This window comes from Marinobacter sp. 3-2 (genome assembly GCF_003751355.1).
Taxonomy (GTDB): domain Bacteria; phylum Pseudomonadota; class Gammaproteobacteria; order Pseudomonadales; family Oleiphilaceae; genus Marinobacter; species Marinobacter adhaerens.
Genome location: NZ_RJUQ01000014.1, coordinates 288,312 through 307,313, shown reverse-complemented (window position 1 = coordinate 307,313; position 19,002 = coordinate 288,312). Strand labels below are relative to the sequence as shown.

Here is a 19,002-nt window from a genome sequence, read left to right as displayed (position 1 = left end):
GATGATGAAGGCAAGCAAGCACTCGCCTCGGGCGTTGCTGTGTTCAGTACTATTGGCCATTCCTCTGTTAGGTCAAGCGGAGACTGTTAGTTGGGCGAGTTGGCTCACTGGCCAGATAAGCAAGCACCCAGAGGTGCTGGCTGCGACGGAGCGGGCGGCAGCGCGGAAAGAGGACGCTGAGGCAAGCGAACAACCGCTGTATAACCCGGAGTTGTCCGTGGGAGCAGACAGAACGGGCAGTGAGAATAACTTTGAGGCAGGGCTGTCACAAACGATCGACTGGTCTGATCAGCAGGGTGCATTAAAGGAGAAGGCAAAGCTGATCAGGCTTTCTGCGCAAGCTGGCTTGAGCGACGCAGTTCTGACACAAACGTCCAAATCATTGTCTGCGCTTGTCGAGTGGCGCGCCACTAAGCTGTTTGAAGAAATTGCTGAATCTCAACAGCAGCGCCTGGATGCCTTGCTGGACCAGGTTGAACAGCGCCAGCAGGCAGGCGATCTGGGGCGTGCCGACGCAGAGCTTCTGTTTTTAAACCTATCCCGTCAGTTGAGCGAAGTCGCCCAGGCAAAGGCCGCAGTTGATCGGGCAGAAACTCAGGTTAGAGAACGTCTGCCGGACTGGAGTCCTCAGAATGGGGGAATCCCCGAGTATATCTGGCCAGCGCTGGAGTCCCAGATTGGTGATGCTGAACTGCTGGCACACCCGTCAGTTGCAGCCGCTCGAGCCGAGTGGCAGGTGCTGAAAAGTGAGGCAGAGGTTGCCAGACGCAAAGCTACAGCATCGCCGACAGTAGGGCTGAGCGGAGGGCGTGACGGTGGCGAGAACGTGGTTGGCCTGACATTCTCGATCCCTCTGAACGTCCGTAATAACTACAGCGCTGAAATCCGGGCTGCGAATCGACGGGCTCTGCAGGCCGAAGCGCGGTTTCAGGCGCTCTACCGGAAACAACAATATGACCTGGCAGGCGCTCGCGCTTCTTGGAAGCGATACGACAAGCAACTCCGTCGATGGAAAGAATTATCCCAGGGGCGTGTACAGCGAAGTGCCGATTTGCTTGAGAAGCAGTGGCAGGTCGGCGACCTCTCCACCTCTGAGTATCTCCAGGCGCTGGGCCAGCGCGCGGAGAGCCTGAAAACCGGTATTGAACTGGAAAAGCTGGCGCAGCTGGGCCTGATTGAGCTCTTGAGCCAGTCTGGCGAACTGATCACCCCCTTCCAATAATATTCTGGAAACTGGATATTCATCATGAAAAAAGCTCTGATTTCAGTATTTGTGTTGACGCTGTTTATAGTCCCCCCTTCACTGGTACAGGCCGAGGAAGATGCTCATAAGGAGGCGGGCCATGATCATGCCGCCGGTGGCGACGATCATCGAGAAGACACCGGTGACGAGGGTGAGCATGAGGGCGGGCATGCTGAAGAACGTGAGCATGAAGAGGAAGAAGGTCATGGCCACGAAGAGGAGAGCGATGGTGGTCATGAAGAAGCAACCACCGCAAGCATCAATACCAAACAGAAAGAGCTCGCCGGCATTGAAGTAGCAACCCTCAAGAGCAAGCGCGTTGACTATGAAATCTACGCTCCCGGTGAGCTGCTGACCAACGGCTATACCAGTTATCACGTGTCCCCCAGGGTTGCCTCGGTGGTGTTGAGACGTCACGTGGAGCTGGGTGAGCACATAACCAAAGGCCAGCCGCTGGTAACCCTGTTCAGTGAGACGGTGGCACAGGCGCAGGCTGATTACAGGAAAGCTTTTCCTGAATGGGAGCGAATCAGCGGGCTGGGTCGTTCCGTGGTTGGTGATCAACGGTTTAATACCGCGAAAGCCAATATTGAAGCGGCGAGGGCGACTCTGCTTGCTTATGGGCTAAACGAGGATGACATTGGTGCGTTGAAGGCCAGCGGCATGGGTAGTCTCGGTGAATACACGCTCAGGGCTCGCGTGGACGGTGCAGTGCTGACCGATGAGTTTGAGCAAGGACAAAGAGTTGAGGCAGGCCAACCGCTGGTGACTCTGGCTAATGAAAGCGAACTTTGGGTAGAGGCTCACCTGCCGGCAAACTCCGATATTGTCCTTAAGCAAGGAGCAGAAGCGGAAGTAAGAATTGCAGGCCGTGTCGCTGTGGCAACGGTATCACAGGAAGCTCATACCATTGACGCTGTGACCCGCACGCGGATTGTTCGGTTGGAGCTGGACAATCCTGAAGATCGTTTCCATCCCGGAATGTTTGCAGATGTGTATTTCCTTTTTAAAACCACGGAGCCGGTGCTTGCGGTGCCGGAGAGTGCGTTAATGCGAGGCGCCGATGGCGACTGGACGGTCTATGTGGAAGAGACGGAAGGGGAGTATGAGCCTGTGGAAGTGGAACTGGGCCGCTCAATTGGCGGACTCCGTGAAATTTCCGGCCTGACTGCAGGCCAACGGATTGTTTCTCGGGGCGCATTTTTTGTGGCCTCTGAAATTGCCAAAGGCGGCTTTGACCCACACAACCACTGATTCCGGGAGCCATTATGTTCAACCGAGTTGTCGACTGGGCGGTTCAGAACCGCCTGTTGGTTCTTATTGCGCTTGCAGTGCTTATCGCCACGGCCGCGTTTCAGATCCCAAAACTGAATCTTGATGCCTTTCCTGACGTTACAAACGTCCAGGTCGCTGTTAATACAGAGGCGCCCGGACTTGCGGCTGAGGAAGTAGAGCAACTGATCACCTATCCCATTGAAGCGGTGATGTATGCGTTGCCGGATGTTGAGGAGGTTCGGTCCATCTCCAAAACCGGGTTGTCCGGTGTCACGGTGGTTTTTAAAGAGGGCACGGATATCTATTTCGCGCGCCAGTTGGTGTTCGAACGTTTGCAGGCCGCGCGGGAGCTGATTCCGGACGGTGTCGGGGTGCCTGAAATGGGCCCGAATACGTCCGGTCTTGGCCAGGTCTACCAGTACTTGCTGATAGCGGACCCGGATTCGGGGTACGACGCAATGGAATTGCGCAGCCTGCACGACTGGCTGGTCAAACTGTTGCTGATACCGGCAGAAGGGGTTACAGAAATCCTGTCGTTTGGCGGAGAGGTCCGCCAGTACCAGGTGAACCTGAATCCGGCTCGAATGCTGTCCTATGACTTATCACAGAACGACGTCATGGAAGCCCTGGAGAACAACAACTCCAATGTCGGTGGTTGGTACATGGGCCGCGGACAGGAACAGTTGGTTATTCGGGGTATGGGCTGGCTGGGCAATGGCGAGCAGGGCCTGGAGCAGATCCGTCAGGTGCCCGTTAAAACCAGTGACGGCATCACAGTAACCGTGGACGATGTCGCTCAGGTGGGACTTGGCACTGAAATTCGCCAGGGTGCGGTGACCATGACCCGGAAGGATGAAGATGGTCAAGTTGAACAACTGGGTGAAGTGGTTTCTGGCATTGTACTCAAACGAATGGGGGCCAACACCAAAGCCACCATCGACGGCATCGAGGCCCGCATTGATCGCATAAACCAGGCGCTTCCGAGTGGGGTTCGTTTTGAGCCCTACTACAACCAGGCGGATCTGGTGACCAAAGCGGTAGAAACGGTGACCAATGCGCTTCTGTTGGCTTTTGTGTTTATTGCGATCGTGCTTGCACTGTTCCTGATGAATTTGCGGGCAACAACGCTCGTGCTGCTTTCAATACCGATTTCCATCGGTATTGCGCTGATGATCATGGCCTGGTTCGGCCTCTCGGCCAACCTGATGTCTCTGGGCGGTATTGCTGTGGCAATCGGCATGCTGGTGGATGGCTCTGTTGTTATGGTTGAGAACATGTTCAAGCATCTGACCCATCCCGATGCTGAGCATGACGCCCAACGGGACGAGTTGGTCGAAAACGACCCTGATCCATTGGACGCGTCACACGATGATCATGGCATTGCGCTTCGTCTCCAGGAAGCCGGTCGGGAAGTGGCCCGGCCCATCTTTTTCGCGACGGCGATTATCCTGGTTGTTTTTATGCCTCTGTTCAGTTTTGAAGGTGTGGAAGCCAAGCTTTTCCAGCCAATGGCAATCAGCATCATGCTGGCCATCGTTTCCGCTGTGATCGTCGCTCTGATCGTTGTGCCTGCGTTGGCTTCGTTTGTGTTTCGCAAGGGTATCCGGGAGCGGGAAAGCTTCGTTTTAAAACCTCTTGAGAAGCTTTATCGCCAGGGCCTTGACTGGTCGCTGAAACACACCCGATCTGTTGTCGGTGCTGCCGCTGTTCTTGTGGTGCTGGCGGCCCTGGTCGTGCCTCGACTCGGCACTGAGTTTGTCCCTGAACTGGAAGAAGGGACAATCAACCTCCGGGTGACGCTGGCCCCTTCATCAAGCCTTGATACGGCGATTGAAGTTGCGCCAAAACTGGAAGCCATGTTGATGGAATTTCCAGAAGTGACTTACGCTCTGTCCCGGGCTGGTCGAGCAGAAATAGGCGGCGATCCGGAGCCCGTAAACAACATAGAGATCTATATCGGCTTAAAACCAACTTCGGAATGGACCAGCGCCAGTAATCGCTATGAATTGCAGGCCCTGTTTGAGGAGAAGCTCGAACAGCACCCGGGGCTACTGTTTAACTTTTCTCAGCCTATCGCGACTCGGGTTGATGAATTGTTGTCAGGTGTTCGTGCGCAGTTGGCCATCAAACTCTTTGGCCCGGATCTCGATGTATTGGCGGAGAAAGGCCAGCAGATCGAAGCGGCGGTCCGAACAGTACAGGGAACACGAGACGTGGCCATGGAGCAGATTGCCGGTGAAGCGCAGTTGGTGGTTCAGCCTAACCGTCAGGCACTTTCCCGATACGGACTTGCCGTGTCTGATGTGATGAGTGTCGTCCGGGATGGGCTGGGTGGTGCCGCTGCGGGCCAGATCATTAATGGAAATGAGCGGTACGATATCTATGTGCGTCTGGCGAAACGTTTTCGGGAAGACCGGGATGCCATTGCCGATCTCAGGTTACAGGCGCCGTCCGGGGCCTGGGTGAGACTCGGTGATGTGGCTGATGTGTCTATTGAATCCGGCCCGCCTCAGGTCCGCCGCGACGACGTCCAGCGCCGTGTGGTCATTCAGTCCAATGTGCAGGGTCGTGATATGGGCAGCGTGGTTGCCGATATTCAGGATACCATCGCGTCAGAAGTAAACCTTCCCCCCGGCTATTCGGTGGATATTGGTGGTCAGTTTGAAAACCAGCAGCGAGCTCAGAAGCGATTGACCATTGTGGTACCTGTATCTCTGGGGCTGATTGCGCTGTTGCTCTACTTTGCTTTCAGTTCGGTTGGCCAAGCGCTGTTGATTCTGGTCAACGTGCCGCTTGCCGTTATTGGTGGCGTCTTTTCACTCTGGATCTCCGGTCAGTATCTTTCAGTGCCCAGTTCCGTTGGATTCATCACACTGTTTGGTGTGGCGGTGCTTAACGGGGTCGTTATGGTCGAAAGCATCAATCAGCGAATACAGGATGGGTTGAATGTGGATACCGCGGTGTTTGAAGGTGCCGTCTCCCGTTTACGTCCTGTTTTGATGACAGCAATAACCTCGGCGCTCGGTTTGATACCGATGCTATTGTCGACGGGTGTGGGGGCGGAAATCCAGAAGCCGCTGGCCAGCGTGATTGTTGGTGGTCTCGTGACTGCGACTTTCCTAACCCTTTTTGTTTTACCGGCTCTATTCAAGCACTTCTCAAAGGCTAAACTCGAGGATATACAACGGTAGAAGGAAGGTGGAAATACGCAGTTTTGGTCGCGAGCAGGGAAGGATAAACCCTCCGTCATAGCGGGGAGGAAGAATTATGGTTGTGCTCTACTCTGGGAAAGGAAGCATAACTGTGATTCTGGCGCCCCCTGTGTCTGAGGGGCCAATGTTCATCTGTCCGAAATTGTCTTCTAGTATTTCGGACACGATGGACAGCCCCAGTCCAAACCCAGAAACGGTTTCGTCAAGCCGGGAACCTCTATCCATCACTTTTGAGGCCGCTTCCGGAGTAATCCCAGGGCCGTCGTCTGCCACCTCAATCGTTAGCCCGCATTGGGTCTGGCTAATTGAAACGTCAACCGCGGCCTGACTCCACTTCCCGCCGTTTTCGAGCAGGTTACCGAATAACTCTGATAGGTCCTGACGCTCCATGGGCCAACTGAAGTTATTCGGCAAGGGTGTATTAATACGAAAACTCTTGTCGGGAAAGATTTTTTCCATGACAGAGATGACGTTATTCGCTATTTCAACCGGCAAACATGTTTGCCCCATCTGCCTGCCGGATATATCTGCCTTGCTCATGCGGTAGTTCACGGACCGGCTTAGATCCTTTAGGTTGGAGGTCATGAACTCTATGTCGTCGCGGGAGGGAGGTAATGAACCAGTGTCTGACAGGATTGCGAGATTGGCAGAGATTGAGGTCTTTACCATGTGAGAAAGATCAGAATTGAGGCGGCGATGGCGGTCAAGGCGACGACTTGCTAGTTCAAGAAGATTATTGAACTGTTTGATCAGCGGACTGAACTCCTTTGGTGCGTCAGGATTCAACCGAGGTTGTTTGCCAGATTGCAGCCGTCTCATGTCGTCCTTGATGTGTTCGATTGGTTTCAAGGCCAGGTAAGTAGTGGTGCCTACCAGGGCCAAGAGAACAACGAGTAACAATGCGGAGGCGGCAAGCAAGGTCATGTGAGCTCCAATGGATCGCTCAGCGAGTCCATTTTCCATTTCCAGGATGGTGATTGACGAAAGCGAACTGTCAATTCCGACACCACGTTTTAATCCGAGAAGGCCATCTGCACCGTTGGATATTTCGACAAAGCCCGCCGGCTTTTCTAAAACCATACGCAACTTTGTTTGATTTACGTTGCTACTGGCAATGACGCTTCCATCTTTCATTTCAACGATGAGGGCGTGTTCCAGTAGCAATTGGAATCGATCGATCATGCTGCCGATCTCGTCAACCGTCGGCATTTCGTTTGCAATGATGGTTTGAAAACTCTCCACCTCCTTTTCAAGGCGATGTTTTCTGGACTCGTTCGAGAGCTGCTCCATCACATAGGTGTGTGAGAAAAAAATCAGTAGAAAATACAAGAGGCTAAAAAAGATGCCATATTGGAAAGCAGTTTTTCGGATACTTTTCTGCGATGTCATGAAGGTGCTTTTGTCGATTGAGCGGAAGGCTTCAGTTGAAGGCACATAGAGGTGTTCTTATCCAAAAGCATAGTTGGAATCGAAGCGTGCCGCAACGGATGCGAGCCTGAGAGTGGGCGGCTCTGGTCTACAGATAGGTCTGGCCTGGTCTTATCTTCTTAGGCATTTGAATAACTCGGTTTAGTGTCATCAAAGCCGACCTGAATGGCTTTTGAGCTAGAGGTAAACGCTGAAAAAAACGTTTCATCAGCATAGATTTTCAAGTGTGTTTAAAGTTTCGATGTTCTACTAGGAATCTGAGGCCATTGAATTTCGCTGGTCTAATTGAAATAAATATCGGAGCCGTTTTATGAAGAAAGTATCCATGATTCTAGTAGCTTCTTTCCTGGCAAGTGGTGCTTCAATAGCCCTCGCAGGAGGGCAAGCGGACAGATACAACGAGGCAAGAAGCTATCCTAATAAGAGCATAGATGAACGTTCCTCCCAGTATCGTGCGGAAGAGAGCGAGACCGTCAAAAAACTGAAGGAAGAACATAGATTGATTAAAGAGTTGATTGGGGATCTCTTGGAAAAGCAATAACATTTATCGTTGTTTACTTGGAGCCAAGCGGGCAATTGCGTGGCTCCAGTATTAATTTAATGATACATTTTATTGATTTTGCAAAAAAACGGCGCAGGTCGCGCTTTAAGATTAATGAATCTCGAAAGAAAGACAGAGTGCAAATGGTTGGAAATTTGCATTCTCTACTGAGAAAATTTTCAGTAGTATTCATGACCAATTAAGACCTTCCTCTATTTTCCTCATAGAACCATATCCGATCTCGAACTTCCACGTTAAAAATAATTCTATTTTAGTTATCGTTTTCTTGCAGTTTTGTTTCTATTTGGTGCGCTTGTTAATAAGTGCACTATCGTCGAGCAATGCGACACTTGAAGCATAGTGTTTATTGCATTGAATGATTAAATATTTAACAAATTTTATTAATTACGGCCCTGATTTGACGACAACTGCCCATAATTTAAGTTTTTGGAAAAGATGGCACAAAACGTGAATGCATTGTAGATGCGTTATTCAATGCGCAAATAACTAAGCTGTCAAAATTGAAGGTGAAAACGATGAAAAGACGTATCTCGACTAAAGATTGTTTGCTGAGTGTTGGTTTGCTCGTAACCCTCCAAGCGGTCCCGTTAATTGCCAGCGCAGATGTTAGTGCAAATTTGGGCATAACAAGCAATTACTTATTTCGCGGTGTGACACAAACAGATGGCTCAACAGCGACCCAAGGTGGGTTTGACTACGAGCATGCATCGGGGCTTTATTTTGGCGGCTGGGGCTCCAATGTGGATTTCGGCGATGGGACGAGCTACGAGCTTGATCTCTATGCTGGCTTCTCCGGTGCAATCGAGGATATCGGTTACGATGTTGGATACATTTATTACTCTTACCCTGACGCTCCTGAATCTATTGACTTTGGCGAAATATACGGAGAGTTGAGTTACAGCATTGCATCTATTGGTGTGGCTTACACAGCAAATAGCGACGTAAGCGGCGAGGGGCTGTTCGTTCAAGGCGATATCTATTATTACGCATCTGTTGATGTGCCGCTGGAAGACGATTTCAGCACAGGTGTTTTGATTGGTTATTATGATTTCACTGATGACAGCAAGGCGTCTGTTGGTGATGCGAGTTATGGGCATGCAGCTGTTAATGTCACCAAAGATGCGGGGAACTTTGGAGCTTTCAGTGTTAATCTGGAATACGCTGATATCGATTCAAGTAACGCACTTGGTTCGGTCAATTCGGACGACCCGAAGTTTTGGCTGGGCTGGACTAAATCTTTTTAATCCATTTGGTATTTTTCACCGAAATGATTAATTGTTAATAAAGCTGGCCCAGTTTATGGGCCAGCGCGTTTATCTGGCGAACCCTGTTACTTGAAGAAGAATAGTTAAATCACAGTAAAAGAAGTCAAGCTTTAGCATTTTTCTGAAGAGGATCTCTTGCAAAAAAATATCCTTGCCCTCTCAATGTTTTTATTCGTTTTTTCCCGAGTATTTTTCTGAGCCTAGCTATGTAGACTTGAACGACATTTCTGGTTGGGCACCTTTCGATATTATAGAGTGCTTCAACAAGTTCGTCCTGCGAGAAGACTCTGTCAGGAGAGCGAAGAAAGCATTGTAAAAGGCGGTACTCCGTTGCGGTTAGTCTGAACTCTTTGTGATCGGGAGTTGTTAGGGTTCTATAGGTTGCATTAAGTAGAAAGCCATCCACGATAATCTTATCAGTTGCTCGCCCGTCTTTTCTTCTTATTATGGCGCTAAGTCGAGCTTTTAGTTCATCGAATTCGAAGGGTTTTGGAAGATAATCGTCTGCCCCGGCATTTAAGCCCTCAACTCTCTCTGTCCAGTTGGAGCGGGCAGTTAAAATAAGAATAGCTTCATCTTTGCCGCTGCTTCTCCAATTCTGCAACAAGGAAAGTCCGTTCTGGTCGGGCAGTCCGATATCGAGTACGATCGCTTGGTAACTGCTTGCTTCTACGAACGAATTGGCCTCTGAGCCGTTTTTGGCTACATCAACAGTAAAGTGTTCCTTCGCAAGCCAGCCAGAAATTTTTTCTGCGAGTATCGCGTTATCCTCGACAATTAGAACTTTCATCTATGAACGCCGTTTGTGGATGTTGGGTGATTTTGGTCGCCACCTATCTCGTGCGCAAATCAAAATAGCTCAGAAAGTGGATTTCAAGCAGCCCAGTATAAAAACAGACGAACCTGAATTCAGCTTGAAAAACACGTTACTTTTCGGACAGGCTGGCAATCCACGAAGCATGGGCCGAGGCAAGTTGGTCTTCCATCGCTGATCGTAATCGATGCACCGAGTTTGTCTGTTTTCGACAGACTTGGTGCATGCGATGAATGATCAGGGGCACTCCCTTACATTGCCTTCTTCAGCTCACCATAGTCACCCCCGGTACGGAGCACCAGCGTGATGTCGTTATCGTTACGGTTGCGGAAAAACCAGCCGTGGTTACCCGTGAATGCCGCCACCAATTCTCCCTTATCTTCTGGAACGCCACGGCCTTTCTCATAGGAAATGGATTGACCGCTGCCATCACCGTGGGTATCGAAGTTCATCGGGCCGCCCTCAGAGGTCCATGAGAATCGCGCGACGGCGTCTTCCTTCATGGTGAGTTTGAACTCGGTACCCTCTCCTGGAGCCAGGACAACGCGGACTTCGTCCTGCCAAAGTGGTTCTTGGGCGGGTTCAGGAAGAGGCTCCTCCTTGATTGTCTGCTCGGCGACTGGTTCTGGGGCAGCGGTTGTTTCCGTCGCGGAGGCGTCTGGCTCCGGCGGTTTTGTTGCGCCGGCTGATTGAACGCCGACCAATTGCGCTGTCTCGTCAGCCGCGGCTTCGTTCGCGAGTTGGCCTTTGATTTCACCCATTTCCGTCAGGCCCAAAAGGCGACCCGCGCCGGTGGGGTCCAGCGCATATTCGGCCGGCATTACCACAGTCACTAGCAGCACCAATGCCACTATCGCGGCCATGATAGTGGAACGAATCAGCTTTGCGGTGCTGGGCAGATCACTGCGTGAAGGCATATCTGTGTTGTACATAAATCGTCTCCAGAATTAAGCGACAAAATAACCGGTGAGCTGATAGCCAAAGAGCAGAAAACCTGCACTCATCATGGCCACGTTGGCGGTGTAGGCGTGTCGGAAAAAGCCATCCGTTCTGCGCCAGAAGCTCATGACGATCAGGATCATGGCCAGTGCAATGAGCTGACCGATTTCGACGCCTACGTTGAATGCAAGAAGGTTGGGTATCAGGCCGTCCGGTGAGATGTCGTATTCGATGATCTTGGTCGAGAGGCCGAAACCATGAAAGAACCCGAAAATCAGCGTGGCAGCCTTGGTGTTGGGCTGGAATCCGAACCAGCGCTGGTAGGCGCCAATGTTGTCCAATGCCTTATACACAATGGACAGACCAATAATCGCGTCGATGAGGTAGCTGTTGATACCGACATTGAAGTAAACACCTAACAGCATCGTTGTGGAATGTCCCAGAGCGAACAGGCTGACGTAGATCGCGATGTGCTGCATGCGGTAGAGGAAAAAGATGACCCCTAGCAGGAACAGCAGGTGGTCATAACCGGTGACCATGTGCTTGGCCCCGAGGTAAGTGAACGCAATGAGGTTTATACCGGTGATTTCCTGAATATACCCCTTGTCTCCCTGGGCAACCGCGTGGGCGAGCACGTCAGTACTCATGCCCAACAGGCCAATGGTCAGGATCATCCATAACAGACGGTGTCCGCCGGCGCCGACATGCGCGCGCCAATGGCCGTCAAAGAGATTTGACAACATAGTAACTCCAATAGTTTTGATTGCAAAAGCTGCGTCGCAGCGAATATCAGAACGTCGTGGAGTCTTTCGGGGGGCGATCGAGCCGGTAACGAAAACTGCGAGGGGAGTCTGCGGCAAATGAAATAATCTGCCGGAGTGACATCGACTGGTTGGCGAGCAGTCGGTTGCTCAGATGACCGACGGTTTCATGGGTATGGTTGCCAGTGTCATGGTGAAGGTGATTTTCAGAGTCTTCGCTACCATTGTCATGGCTGTGTGGGTGGCTTTCATGATCCAGTGTGGTCGGGGCAGCAAGCTCCGCAACACCGTGTGAAGAGGCTTCGCCGATAACCGACAACGACATGCCTATCAATGCGAACAGCATGACGAGCATTTGCAGCAGATTTTTGCGCTGAATCGCTGTGACCATAAATGTGGCGATGTCGTCTGGCAATTGGATTTAAAGACTGGTTAAGGATAGCATCCCCCTAGGGGGGATAGGAATGAAGAATGGCTAATGAATACAAACACCAGTCGCATCCAGAGATCGTGAAACGCCTGAAGCGCGCCAACGGGCACCTTCAGAGCGTGATCAACATGATAGAAGAGGAAAAGCCCTGCCTGGAGCTTGCGCAACAGCTTCATGCGGTAGAGAGAGCCATCCAGCAGGCCAAACGTGTGCTGGTACAGGATCATATCGAGCATTGCCTGGACGACGCGATTGGAGCGCTGGAGCCTGAGCAGCAAAGGCGGGTTGATGAATTCAAGGCGATTGCACGTTATCTCTGAGCTAGGCTGACCAATGTTAGGGATTCTCCAGCACCGAATCTATCGCCATCTGTTTTTCGCTCAGGTGGTGGCCCTTCTGGGAACTGGATTGGCGACGGTGGCCTTGAGCCTGCTGGCGTTTGATTTGGCAGGGAAGGACGCAGGCCAGGTGTTGGGCACCGCGATGGCCATAAAAATGGTGGCCTATGTGCTGATCGCACCGCTGGCCTCAGCGCTTGCCGAGAGAATGCCCCGCCGGATGATGCTGGTGTCGCTGGATCTGGTGCGAGCGGCTACCGCCCTGGCGTTACCGTTCGTTTCGGAAATCTGGGAGGTGTATGTCCTAATCGCGGTACTTCAGTCCGCGTCTGCCGCCTTCACCCCTACATTTCAGTCCACCATTCCGGACACGCTCCCGAACGAGGACGACTACACCAAAGCCTTGTCTCTTTCTCGTCTCGCCTATGATCTTGAGAATCTGGTGAGCCCGGCTTTGGCTGGGTTAATCCTGCTGGCGACCAGTTGGCAGGCGCTGTTCTCCGGCACGGTCGTGGGTTTCATTGCGTCTGCATTACTGGTGGTGTCTGTGGTTTTGCCATCCGGTTCTGCACTCCAAAAACGTCGTGGGGTTTTTGAGCGGGCGCGCCGGGGGTTTCGCGTCTTCTTTGCTACGCCACGTCTTAGAGGCCTGATGGCATTGAACGTGGTGGTCAGCATGGCTGGCTCGATGGTGATTGTGAACACTGTCGTGATTGTGCGTGGCAGCTTCGGCCTGACGGAGCAGCACACCGCCATGGCGTTTGCCGCTTTTGGCGGCGGCTCCATGCTTGCGGCCATCGCGTTGCCCACACTGCTCAAACGATGGAAGGATCGCCCCGTCATGCTGACAGGGGCGTGGGTGTTACTCGGTGGCCTGGGAGCGGCCCTGTTTGCCGATTCGATTGAAACGTTGTTGCCAGTGTGGGTCTTCCTTGGCACAGGCTTCTCAACAGTGCAGACGCCGATTGGCCGGCTGCTTACCCAATCCTCTCACGGCGAAGATCGGCCGGCTCTTTTCGCTGCTCAGTTTTCCTTATCCCATGCAGGCTGGCTGTTCGCCTATCCACTGGCGGGGTGGTTGGGATCGAGTGCAGGCATTCAACTAACGTTGATTGTGCTGGCGACCCTGGGGCTCGCTTTCATGTTCGCTGCGATACGACTTTGGCCTGCTGATGATCCGCTCGTGATAGCACACAGTCACGCCGACCTGCCCAGCAATCATCCGCACAGAGTAGAGTCCGGGCCAGAACATTCTCATCGGTATGTGATCGATGAATTACATCCGAGGTGGCCGGGTTACTGATTGGCCACAGATATCTCAGTGGGAATGTCGATTGTCGCGCACAAACCGCTTTTTTTCTTAGCGGCCGTAAAGTGAAGGGTTCCTCCGTAGCGTTCGACGATTTCCCGAACTATGGCGAGCCCGAGGCCATGGCCCGGTGTCTGCTCGTCCAGCCGCAATCCCCGTTGACCCAGCTTGCCGATTTCGTCGTCAGCAACGCCCGGCCCATCGTCGATAACACCTATGTGCAGTGTTCCGGAGTGTTGCGCCAATGACAGCTCCACGCAGCGTTCCGACCATTTGCCAGCGTTGTCCAGAAGATTACCCATAATTTCATTCAGGTCGTGCTCCTCAATCGGCCAGCGGACGTCCTCTGGCAGAGAGCTCGACAGTTCAAAGGATTTTTCCGGGTACAGTCGCCCCAGCATCCAGAGCAGGTCCCGTGCCTGTTTCAGTGGGTAGGCGCTTTTCCCGACCTGTGGCCCGGCAAAACGACTTCGTCGCATTTCGGCTTCAAGCTGTTTGTCGATGTCGTTGAGTCTCGCCGTCATCTGGAGCCGGAGTTCATTGGGAAGCGGGCGGCTCGTGTCCTCAAGTACCTGCCGGACGGCTGCAATGGGAGTCTTGACGCTGTGAGACAGGTTGGCCAGCGCATCCCTGGATCGTTCCAGACGCTGATCCAGTGAGTCGAGTAGCTGGTTGAGTTGTTGAACCAGCGGGCGAAATTCCTCGGGCGCATGCACATGAATCCGCGAAACCTCGCCGTCCTGAAGCCTTTTTAATGTGGCCTTCAGCTCGACAACGGGGCGCATGGACAGGTTGATACCGAACCAGATCACGGCAACCAGCAGCAGAATCAGCAGTATGGAAACGATGGCGGTCCAGACGTGCAACTCGGCTTGGCTGCGTTTCAAGGCTCCCAGATCCTCCGCCACAATCACCACGATGGGGGTGTCGCCCAAACGGAATGACTTGCGGTAAGCAAGGATATCCTCCGGCGCTTCGGCTGTTTCCCCCCCCTGCACCCGAGAGGTTCCATCCTGCCCGGATTCGATCATCGACCCCAGTACCGGCGCCCAGGAATCCGGTGACAGGATGGTTTTGGAAGGCGCATGGATGGCAAAGGCGTGGTGGAAGACTTCCTGAAAGTAATCACCGGTCTGGAGGCTATCCAGCTTACCACCAGAATTGCGAATTTGGTGCTCCAGGAAAGCAACTTCATCCTTGAGGCGTGTTTCTACGAATTCTCGTGACATGCGGTCCAGCAGCAGACCATGAACCAGCCAAGCCAGCCCCATCAGAGCGATGCCCGCAGGCAACAGCAGTACCAGCAGGGTGCCCTTGACGGATGTGGGCTTTCTACACAGTGTCATTGAACAGGTACCCCTGGCCGCGACGGGTTGAGATGGCGTCGTTGCCAACCAGTTTTCGCAATCTGCGGATGTAAGCTTCGATCACGTTCTCATTCGGGGTGTCGTTCAGGTTGTAGAGCTGTTCCATTAGCTGCTCTTTTGAAAATAGATGGCCGGGACGGCTCATCAGGCACCGTAGAAGGCGAAATTCAGTGCCGGTCAAACTGTGTTCAGTGCCATCGTCCGACTTAAGGCTCTGGCGATTTTCGTCCAACTCATAGCGCCCGGCTTTGACCATCGAGTGAATTCGGCCTTCGCTTCGACGCACAATGGCATTCAGGCGGGCGATCAGTTCTTCGGTCTGAAAGGGTTTCGCCAAATAGTCATCGGCCCCCGCTTTGAGCCCTTCCACCTTGTCGTGCCAGTCTCCACGAGCGGTCAGGATGAGCACCGGAAAGGCGATACGATTTCTTCTCCACTTTCGCAGGATGTCCAGACCGTTGCCATCGGGGAGGCCAAGATCAAGGATAACAGCTCGATAATTCTCCTGTTCTCCCAGAACCATGGCTTCTCTGGCCGTGTAGGTCGTATCAACGCTGAATCCCGCCTTTTCGAGCTGGCCGCTCAATCCATCAGCCAGCAAACGGTCATCTTCAACGAGCAGTAATCGCATCGGGCTGTCCTTCTCTTGAACCGGATGGGCGAACAGTGTCGCCCACTTACCTGAATTCAGGCTGAACAACAAAAGAGTTGGGTATTTTCAGCAAGAATTCAGGTTGGTGCGCGATGGTGTCACTCGTATTTTGACACTGCTCTGAGTTCAGGGCTAACCGTTGCCGGTATTTCCGGCCAGTAATCTGAGGAGAAGACAAGATGAATGCATCCAAGTTGATTGTCGCAGCCGTTGCCATGTCGATGTCGGCAGTGACCCTCGCCGCTGGTGCCCATGGCGGTGGCCACGGTGCCAGCAGTGGCGAACCGGGCAAGGCATCAGAAGCCTCTCGCACTATTACCGTCGAAATGTACGACAACTACTACGAACCGGAAGAAATCAATGTTGAACCTGGCGAAACCGTACGCTTTGTCGTCAAGAACGAAGGCAGTCTGGTCCACGAGTTCAACATCGGCACCCCTTCCATGCATGAAGGCCATCAGAAGGAAATGATGATGATGGTTGAACATGGCGTGATCCAGGGCGGAAAGCTCAATCAGAACATGATGAATATGGATATGGGCAACGGTAAAACCATGAAGCATGACGATCCGAACAGCGTGTTGCTGGAACCGGGTCAAAGTAAGGAAGTTGTCTGGAAATTTACCGAAAAGGGCGATATCGAGTTTGCCTGTAACGTGCCGGGGCACTACCAGGCGGGCATGTACGGTGACGTTAACTTTGAGTGATTCGGTGTTCTGACAACCACGCGAATGCAAGGGTTGGCGACTGAATGCCAGCCCAGCTTCAACGAAGTGCAGTTTGGAGTAAAACAGATGAAAACACGTCTACTGACGGGGCTATTGAGCCTGTTGATGCCGGCAATGGTTCTGGCCGGCGAATACGACTTAACGGTCGACCGGGTTGAAATCGACACCGGTGACTTCGTCAAAGAGGGTATCGGGTACAACGGAAAGTCCCCCGGGCCGGTGATGCGCTTCAAGGAAGGCGAAAACGTCAGGATCAACGTGACCAACAACCTGGATGAGATGACATCGATCCACTGGCACGGCCTGATCCTTCCTTTTGATCAGGACGGTGTGCCAGGCATCAGCTTTCCGGGCATTAAGCCTGGTGAGACCTTTACCTACGAGTTTCCGATCCAGCAGGCAGGCACCTACTGGTTTCATAGCCATTCTGGTTTTCAGGAGCCGGACGGCGCCTACGGTTCCATCGTTATTGAGCCCGAAGGCCGTGAGCCGTTCCGTTACGACCGCGAATACGTTGTGCAGCTCACTGATAAGCATCCTCATTCTGGTGACCGCATCATGCGCAACCTGAAGATGATGCCGGATTACTACAACCGTGAGCAGCAAACCGTAGGGGAGTTTTTTTCGGACGCGTCCAAAAACGGTCTGATGAACACCATCCGGGACCGCATGGCCTGGGGTGACATGCGGATGATGAAAGCGGATGTGGAAGACCTACAGGGCTTCACAGGCCTGATCAATGGCAAAGGGCCCGATCAGAACTGGACTGGCCTCTTTGAACCCGGAGAGCGCATCCGGCTGCGGTTCATTAACTCTTCGGCGATGACCTATTTCGATATCCGTATCCCGGGTCTGGACATGACCGTTGTGCAGGCAGATGGCAATAACGTTCAGCCCGTCAACGTGGACGAGTTCCGCATCGGTGTAGCGGAAACCTACGACGTGATCGTGCGCCCGAAAGATGAGCAGGCTTATACCATTTTCGCCGAATCCATGGGGCGTTCCGGTTATGCGAGGGCAACACTGGCCCCTGAAGAGGGTATGGAAGCCGCCGTGCCGCAACTGCGCGAGCCTGCCCGTCTGACTATGGCGGATATGGGCGGTATGCCCGGCATGGACCACGGCAATATGGCTGGCATGGATCATGGCAACATGGATATGAATAGCTCAGAAGAGATGCCGGGCATGGATCACTCCTCAATGGAAGGAATGGACCCGTCGAATATGGAAGGCATGGATCATTCGAGCATGTCCGGCATGGACCATGGCTCCATGGCGATGGGAAAAGCAGGCCCAAGCGATCCCTTCTATGCCAAGGGAAGCGGCCTTGTGCCCACGGCAGCCAATGGCGGCAAGTTCCTGTCTTACGCAGACCTGAAGGCTCAGGACCCACTGTATGAAGACCGCGAACCGACGCGGGAAGTCGAGCTTCGTTTGACTGGCAACATGGAACGGTACACCTGGAGTATTAACGGCGTGAAGTACGAGGACGCTGACCCCATTCGCCTGAAATACGGTGAGCGCGTTCGCTTCAAGTTCGTCAATGAAACCATGATGACGCACCCCATGCACTTGCATGGCATGTGGTCCATCCTCGATGTTGGCGCTGGTCAGTGGAACCCGATCAAACACACGGTCAGCGTCCAGCCGGGCACGACGGTGTATATGGAAACCGAGGTGGACGAGCCTGGCCAGTGGGCTTTCCACTGCCACCTGTCCTATCACGCGGCGGCCGGTATGTTCCGCAAAGTGATTGTTGAGGGTGGCCCCGAGTCGACTCAAGCAAAGGCGGACGCAACAACTGCGGAAGGAGGTGATGCATGAGATCTATTCGATCACTTGTTGCTGTCAGTTTTCTTGCCTCCATTGGATTCTCAGCGGCGGCGACAGCTCAGGAAATGATCTCCGACACCACCGCTCGCAAACAGCCGCTCACAACCTGGGGCATTCAGTTCGAGGAATTTGAATACCGCTACAGCGATGACGATGAGGAGTTGGGCGTCTGGAATGCAGATGCCTTCTACGGCACGGACGATCTGAAAGTTCGGTGGCTGACAAAAGGTGAGTATGCGATTGAAGAAAAGGCCTACGAAACGTTGGAAAACCAGCTTGTAGGCCAAGTGCCCATCTCCAAGTTCTTTGATGCCAAGGCAGGTGTTCGATTCGATACCCCCGAGGGTCCGGATCGGACCTACGCGGTATTGGGCGTAGCAGGGTTGGCGCCTCAGTGGTTTGAGATCGATGCGAACCTTTATGTGAGCAAAGATGGCGATACGTCAGCCCAACTTGACGCAGAGTACGAGTTGCTGTTCACGAACCACTGGATCCTGGCCGCAACGCTGGATGCCACTGTTGCGTTTAGCGAGGATGAAGAAATCGGTGTCGGAAAGGGATTGGTTTCCACCGAAACTGGCCTTCGGTTGAGGTATGACCTGATCGATCGTGCGTTCTCTCCCTACGTGGGCGTGGTGCATGAGCGCAAGTACGGCGATACAGCCGATTTTACGAAAGCTGAAGGCGGTGGGACAGAAGACTGGTTTGCCGTGATCGGCGCTCGAATCGCATTCTGATGCTGATGGGCCATGGGGAAACCCACGGCCCTTTTTCGTCTATGATTTGATGTAACTCAAATCCACCGAAAGTCTGTGTCCATTTTCAGTCGCAGTTCAGATTGAAGTG

The 19,002-nt window shown here is 52.9% G+C and carries 17 protein-coding genes; 10 read left to right on the top strand and 7 right to left on the bottom strand.

Features of this window, described 5'->3' with window-relative positions:
- Position 1 precedes the first annotated feature (1 nt).
- The 3 genes from EDB94_RS14060 to EDB94_RS14050 are packed head-to-tail and all read left to right on the top strand — an operon-like array spanning position 2 to position 5,709.
- Entirely contained in the window at positions 2–1,222 is a 1,221-nt protein-coding gene (locus EDB94_RS14060; protein WP_232903142.1) for a TolC family protein, read from the top strand.
- A 24-nt stretch (positions 1,223–1,246) separates the two neighbouring features.
- On the top strand, positions 1,247–2,497 hold the full coding sequence (locus tag EDB94_RS14055) for an efflux RND transporter periplasmic adaptor subunit (RefSeq protein WP_108019713.1): 1,251 nt from the start codon (positions 1,247–1,249) through the stop codon (positions 2,495–2,497).
- Positions 2,498–2,511: 14 nt separating this feature from the next.
- A complete protein-coding gene (locus tag EDB94_RS14050) occupies positions 2,512–5,709 on the top strand; it encodes an efflux RND transporter permease subunit (protein WP_108019711.1) in 3,198 nt (1,065 codons plus the stop codon).
- Between the two features lie 87 nt (positions 5,710–5,796).
- Here EDB94_RS14050 and EDB94_RS14045 read toward each other — a convergent pair whose 3' ends face one another.
- Positions 5,797–7,164 (bottom strand): sensor histidine kinase, encoded by a 1,368-nt coding sequence (locus EDB94_RS14045; RefSeq protein ID WP_260312595.1) that lies wholly within the window; start codon positions 7,162–7,164, stop codon positions 5,797–5,799.
- 304 nt (positions 7,165–7,468) lie between these two features.
- Between EDB94_RS14045 and EDB94_RS14040 the strand changes: the two genes are divergently transcribed.
- Together EDB94_RS14040 and EDB94_RS14035 are read left to right on the top strand one after the other, a co-directional pair.
- Complete coding sequence (locus EDB94_RS14040) at positions 7,469–7,699, top strand: hypothetical protein (protein WP_108019707.1); 231 nt, start codon at positions 7,469–7,471, stop codon at positions 7,697–7,699.
- 536 nt (positions 7,700–8,235) lie between these two features.
- The gene (locus EDB94_RS14035) at positions 8,236–8,964 is read left to right on the top strand and encodes a TorF family putative porin (RefSeq protein WP_108019704.1); all 729 of its coding nucleotides are present in this window, start codon (positions 8,236–8,238) and stop codon (positions 8,962–8,964) included.
- 124 nt (positions 8,965–9,088) lie between these two features.
- Here EDB94_RS14035 and EDB94_RS14030 read toward each other — a convergent pair whose 3' ends face one another.
- From EDB94_RS14030 to EDB94_RS14015, 4 genes are all read right to left on the bottom strand, one after another.
- Positions 9,089–9,775, bottom strand: coding sequence for a response regulator transcription factor (locus EDB94_RS14030; RefSeq protein ID WP_108019702.1), 687 nt, complete (start codon positions 9,773–9,775; stop codon positions 9,089–9,091).
- A gap of 275 nt (positions 9,776–10,050) precedes the next feature.
- The gene (locus EDB94_RS14025) at positions 10,051–10,731 is read right to left on the bottom strand and encodes a hypothetical protein (RefSeq protein WP_108019700.1); all 681 of its coding nucleotides are present in this window, start codon (positions 10,729–10,731) and stop codon (positions 10,051–10,053) included.
- 15 nt (positions 10,732–10,746) lie between these two features.
- Positions 10,747–11,481, bottom strand: a complete 735-nt coding sequence (locus EDB94_RS14020) for a HupE/UreJ family protein (protein WP_181259084.1) — start codon at positions 11,479–11,481, stop codon at positions 10,747–10,749.
- A gap of 46 nt (positions 11,482–11,527) precedes the next feature.
- A complete protein-coding gene (locus EDB94_RS14015) occupies positions 11,528–11,890 on the bottom strand; it encodes a hypothetical protein (protein WP_108019698.1) in 363 nt (120 codons plus the stop codon).
- A gap of 80 nt (positions 11,891–11,970) precedes the next feature.
- On the opposite strand from EDB94_RS14015, the gene EDB94_RS14010 reads away from it, so the two are divergent.
- Complete coding sequence (locus EDB94_RS14010) at positions 11,971–12,249, top strand: metal-sensing transcriptional repressor (RefSeq protein WP_108019696.1); 279 nt, start codon at positions 11,971–11,973, stop codon at positions 12,247–12,249.
- A gap of 13 nt (positions 12,250–12,262) precedes the next feature.
- Positions 12,263–13,570 carry an MFS transporter gene (locus EDB94_RS14005; RefSeq protein ID WP_108019693.1) on the top strand — a complete coding sequence of 436 codons (1,308 nt, stop codon included), beginning with the start codon at positions 12,263–12,265 and terminating at the stop codon, positions 13,568–13,570.
- Here the strand turns inward: EDB94_RS14005 and EDB94_RS14000 are convergent.
- Both EDB94_RS14000 and EDB94_RS13995 read right to left on the bottom strand, forming a co-directional pair.
- On the bottom strand, positions 13,564–14,922 hold the full coding sequence (locus tag EDB94_RS14000) for an ATP-binding protein (protein WP_108019691.1): 1,359 nt from the start codon (positions 14,920–14,922) through the stop codon (positions 13,564–13,566). The two genes, EDB94_RS14005 and EDB94_RS14000, sit on opposite strands and share 7 nt — an antisense overlap.
- Entirely contained in the window at positions 14,909–15,574 is a 666-nt protein-coding gene (locus EDB94_RS13995; RefSeq protein WP_108019689.1) for a response regulator transcription factor, read from the bottom strand. Before EDB94_RS13995 ends, EDB94_RS14000 begins: the two co-directional genes overlap by 14 nt.
- A gap of 200 nt (positions 15,575–15,774) precedes the next feature.
- On the opposite strand from EDB94_RS13995, the gene EDB94_RS13990 reads away from it, so the two are divergent.
- The 3 genes from EDB94_RS13990 to EDB94_RS13980 all read left to right on the top strand — a co-directional run bounded on the left by EDB94_RS13990 (position 15,775) and on the right by EDB94_RS13980 (position 18,893).
- The gene (locus EDB94_RS13990; RefSeq protein WP_108019687.1) at positions 15,775–16,302 is read left to right on the top strand and encodes a cupredoxin domain-containing protein; all 528 of its coding nucleotides are present in this window, start codon (positions 15,775–15,777) and stop codon (positions 16,300–16,302) included.
- A gap of 87 nt (positions 16,303–16,389) precedes the next feature.
- On the top strand, positions 16,390–18,147 hold the full coding sequence (locus tag EDB94_RS13985) for a copper resistance system multicopper oxidase (RefSeq protein WP_108019686.1): 1,758 nt from the start codon (positions 16,390–16,392) through the stop codon (positions 18,145–18,147).
- Positions 18,144–18,893, top strand: a complete 750-nt coding sequence (locus tag EDB94_RS13980; protein ID WP_108019684.1) for a copper resistance protein B — start codon at positions 18,144–18,146, stop codon at positions 18,891–18,893. Before EDB94_RS13985 ends, EDB94_RS13980 begins: the two co-directional genes overlap by 4 nt.
- Positions 18,894–19,002: the final 109 nt, after the last annotated feature.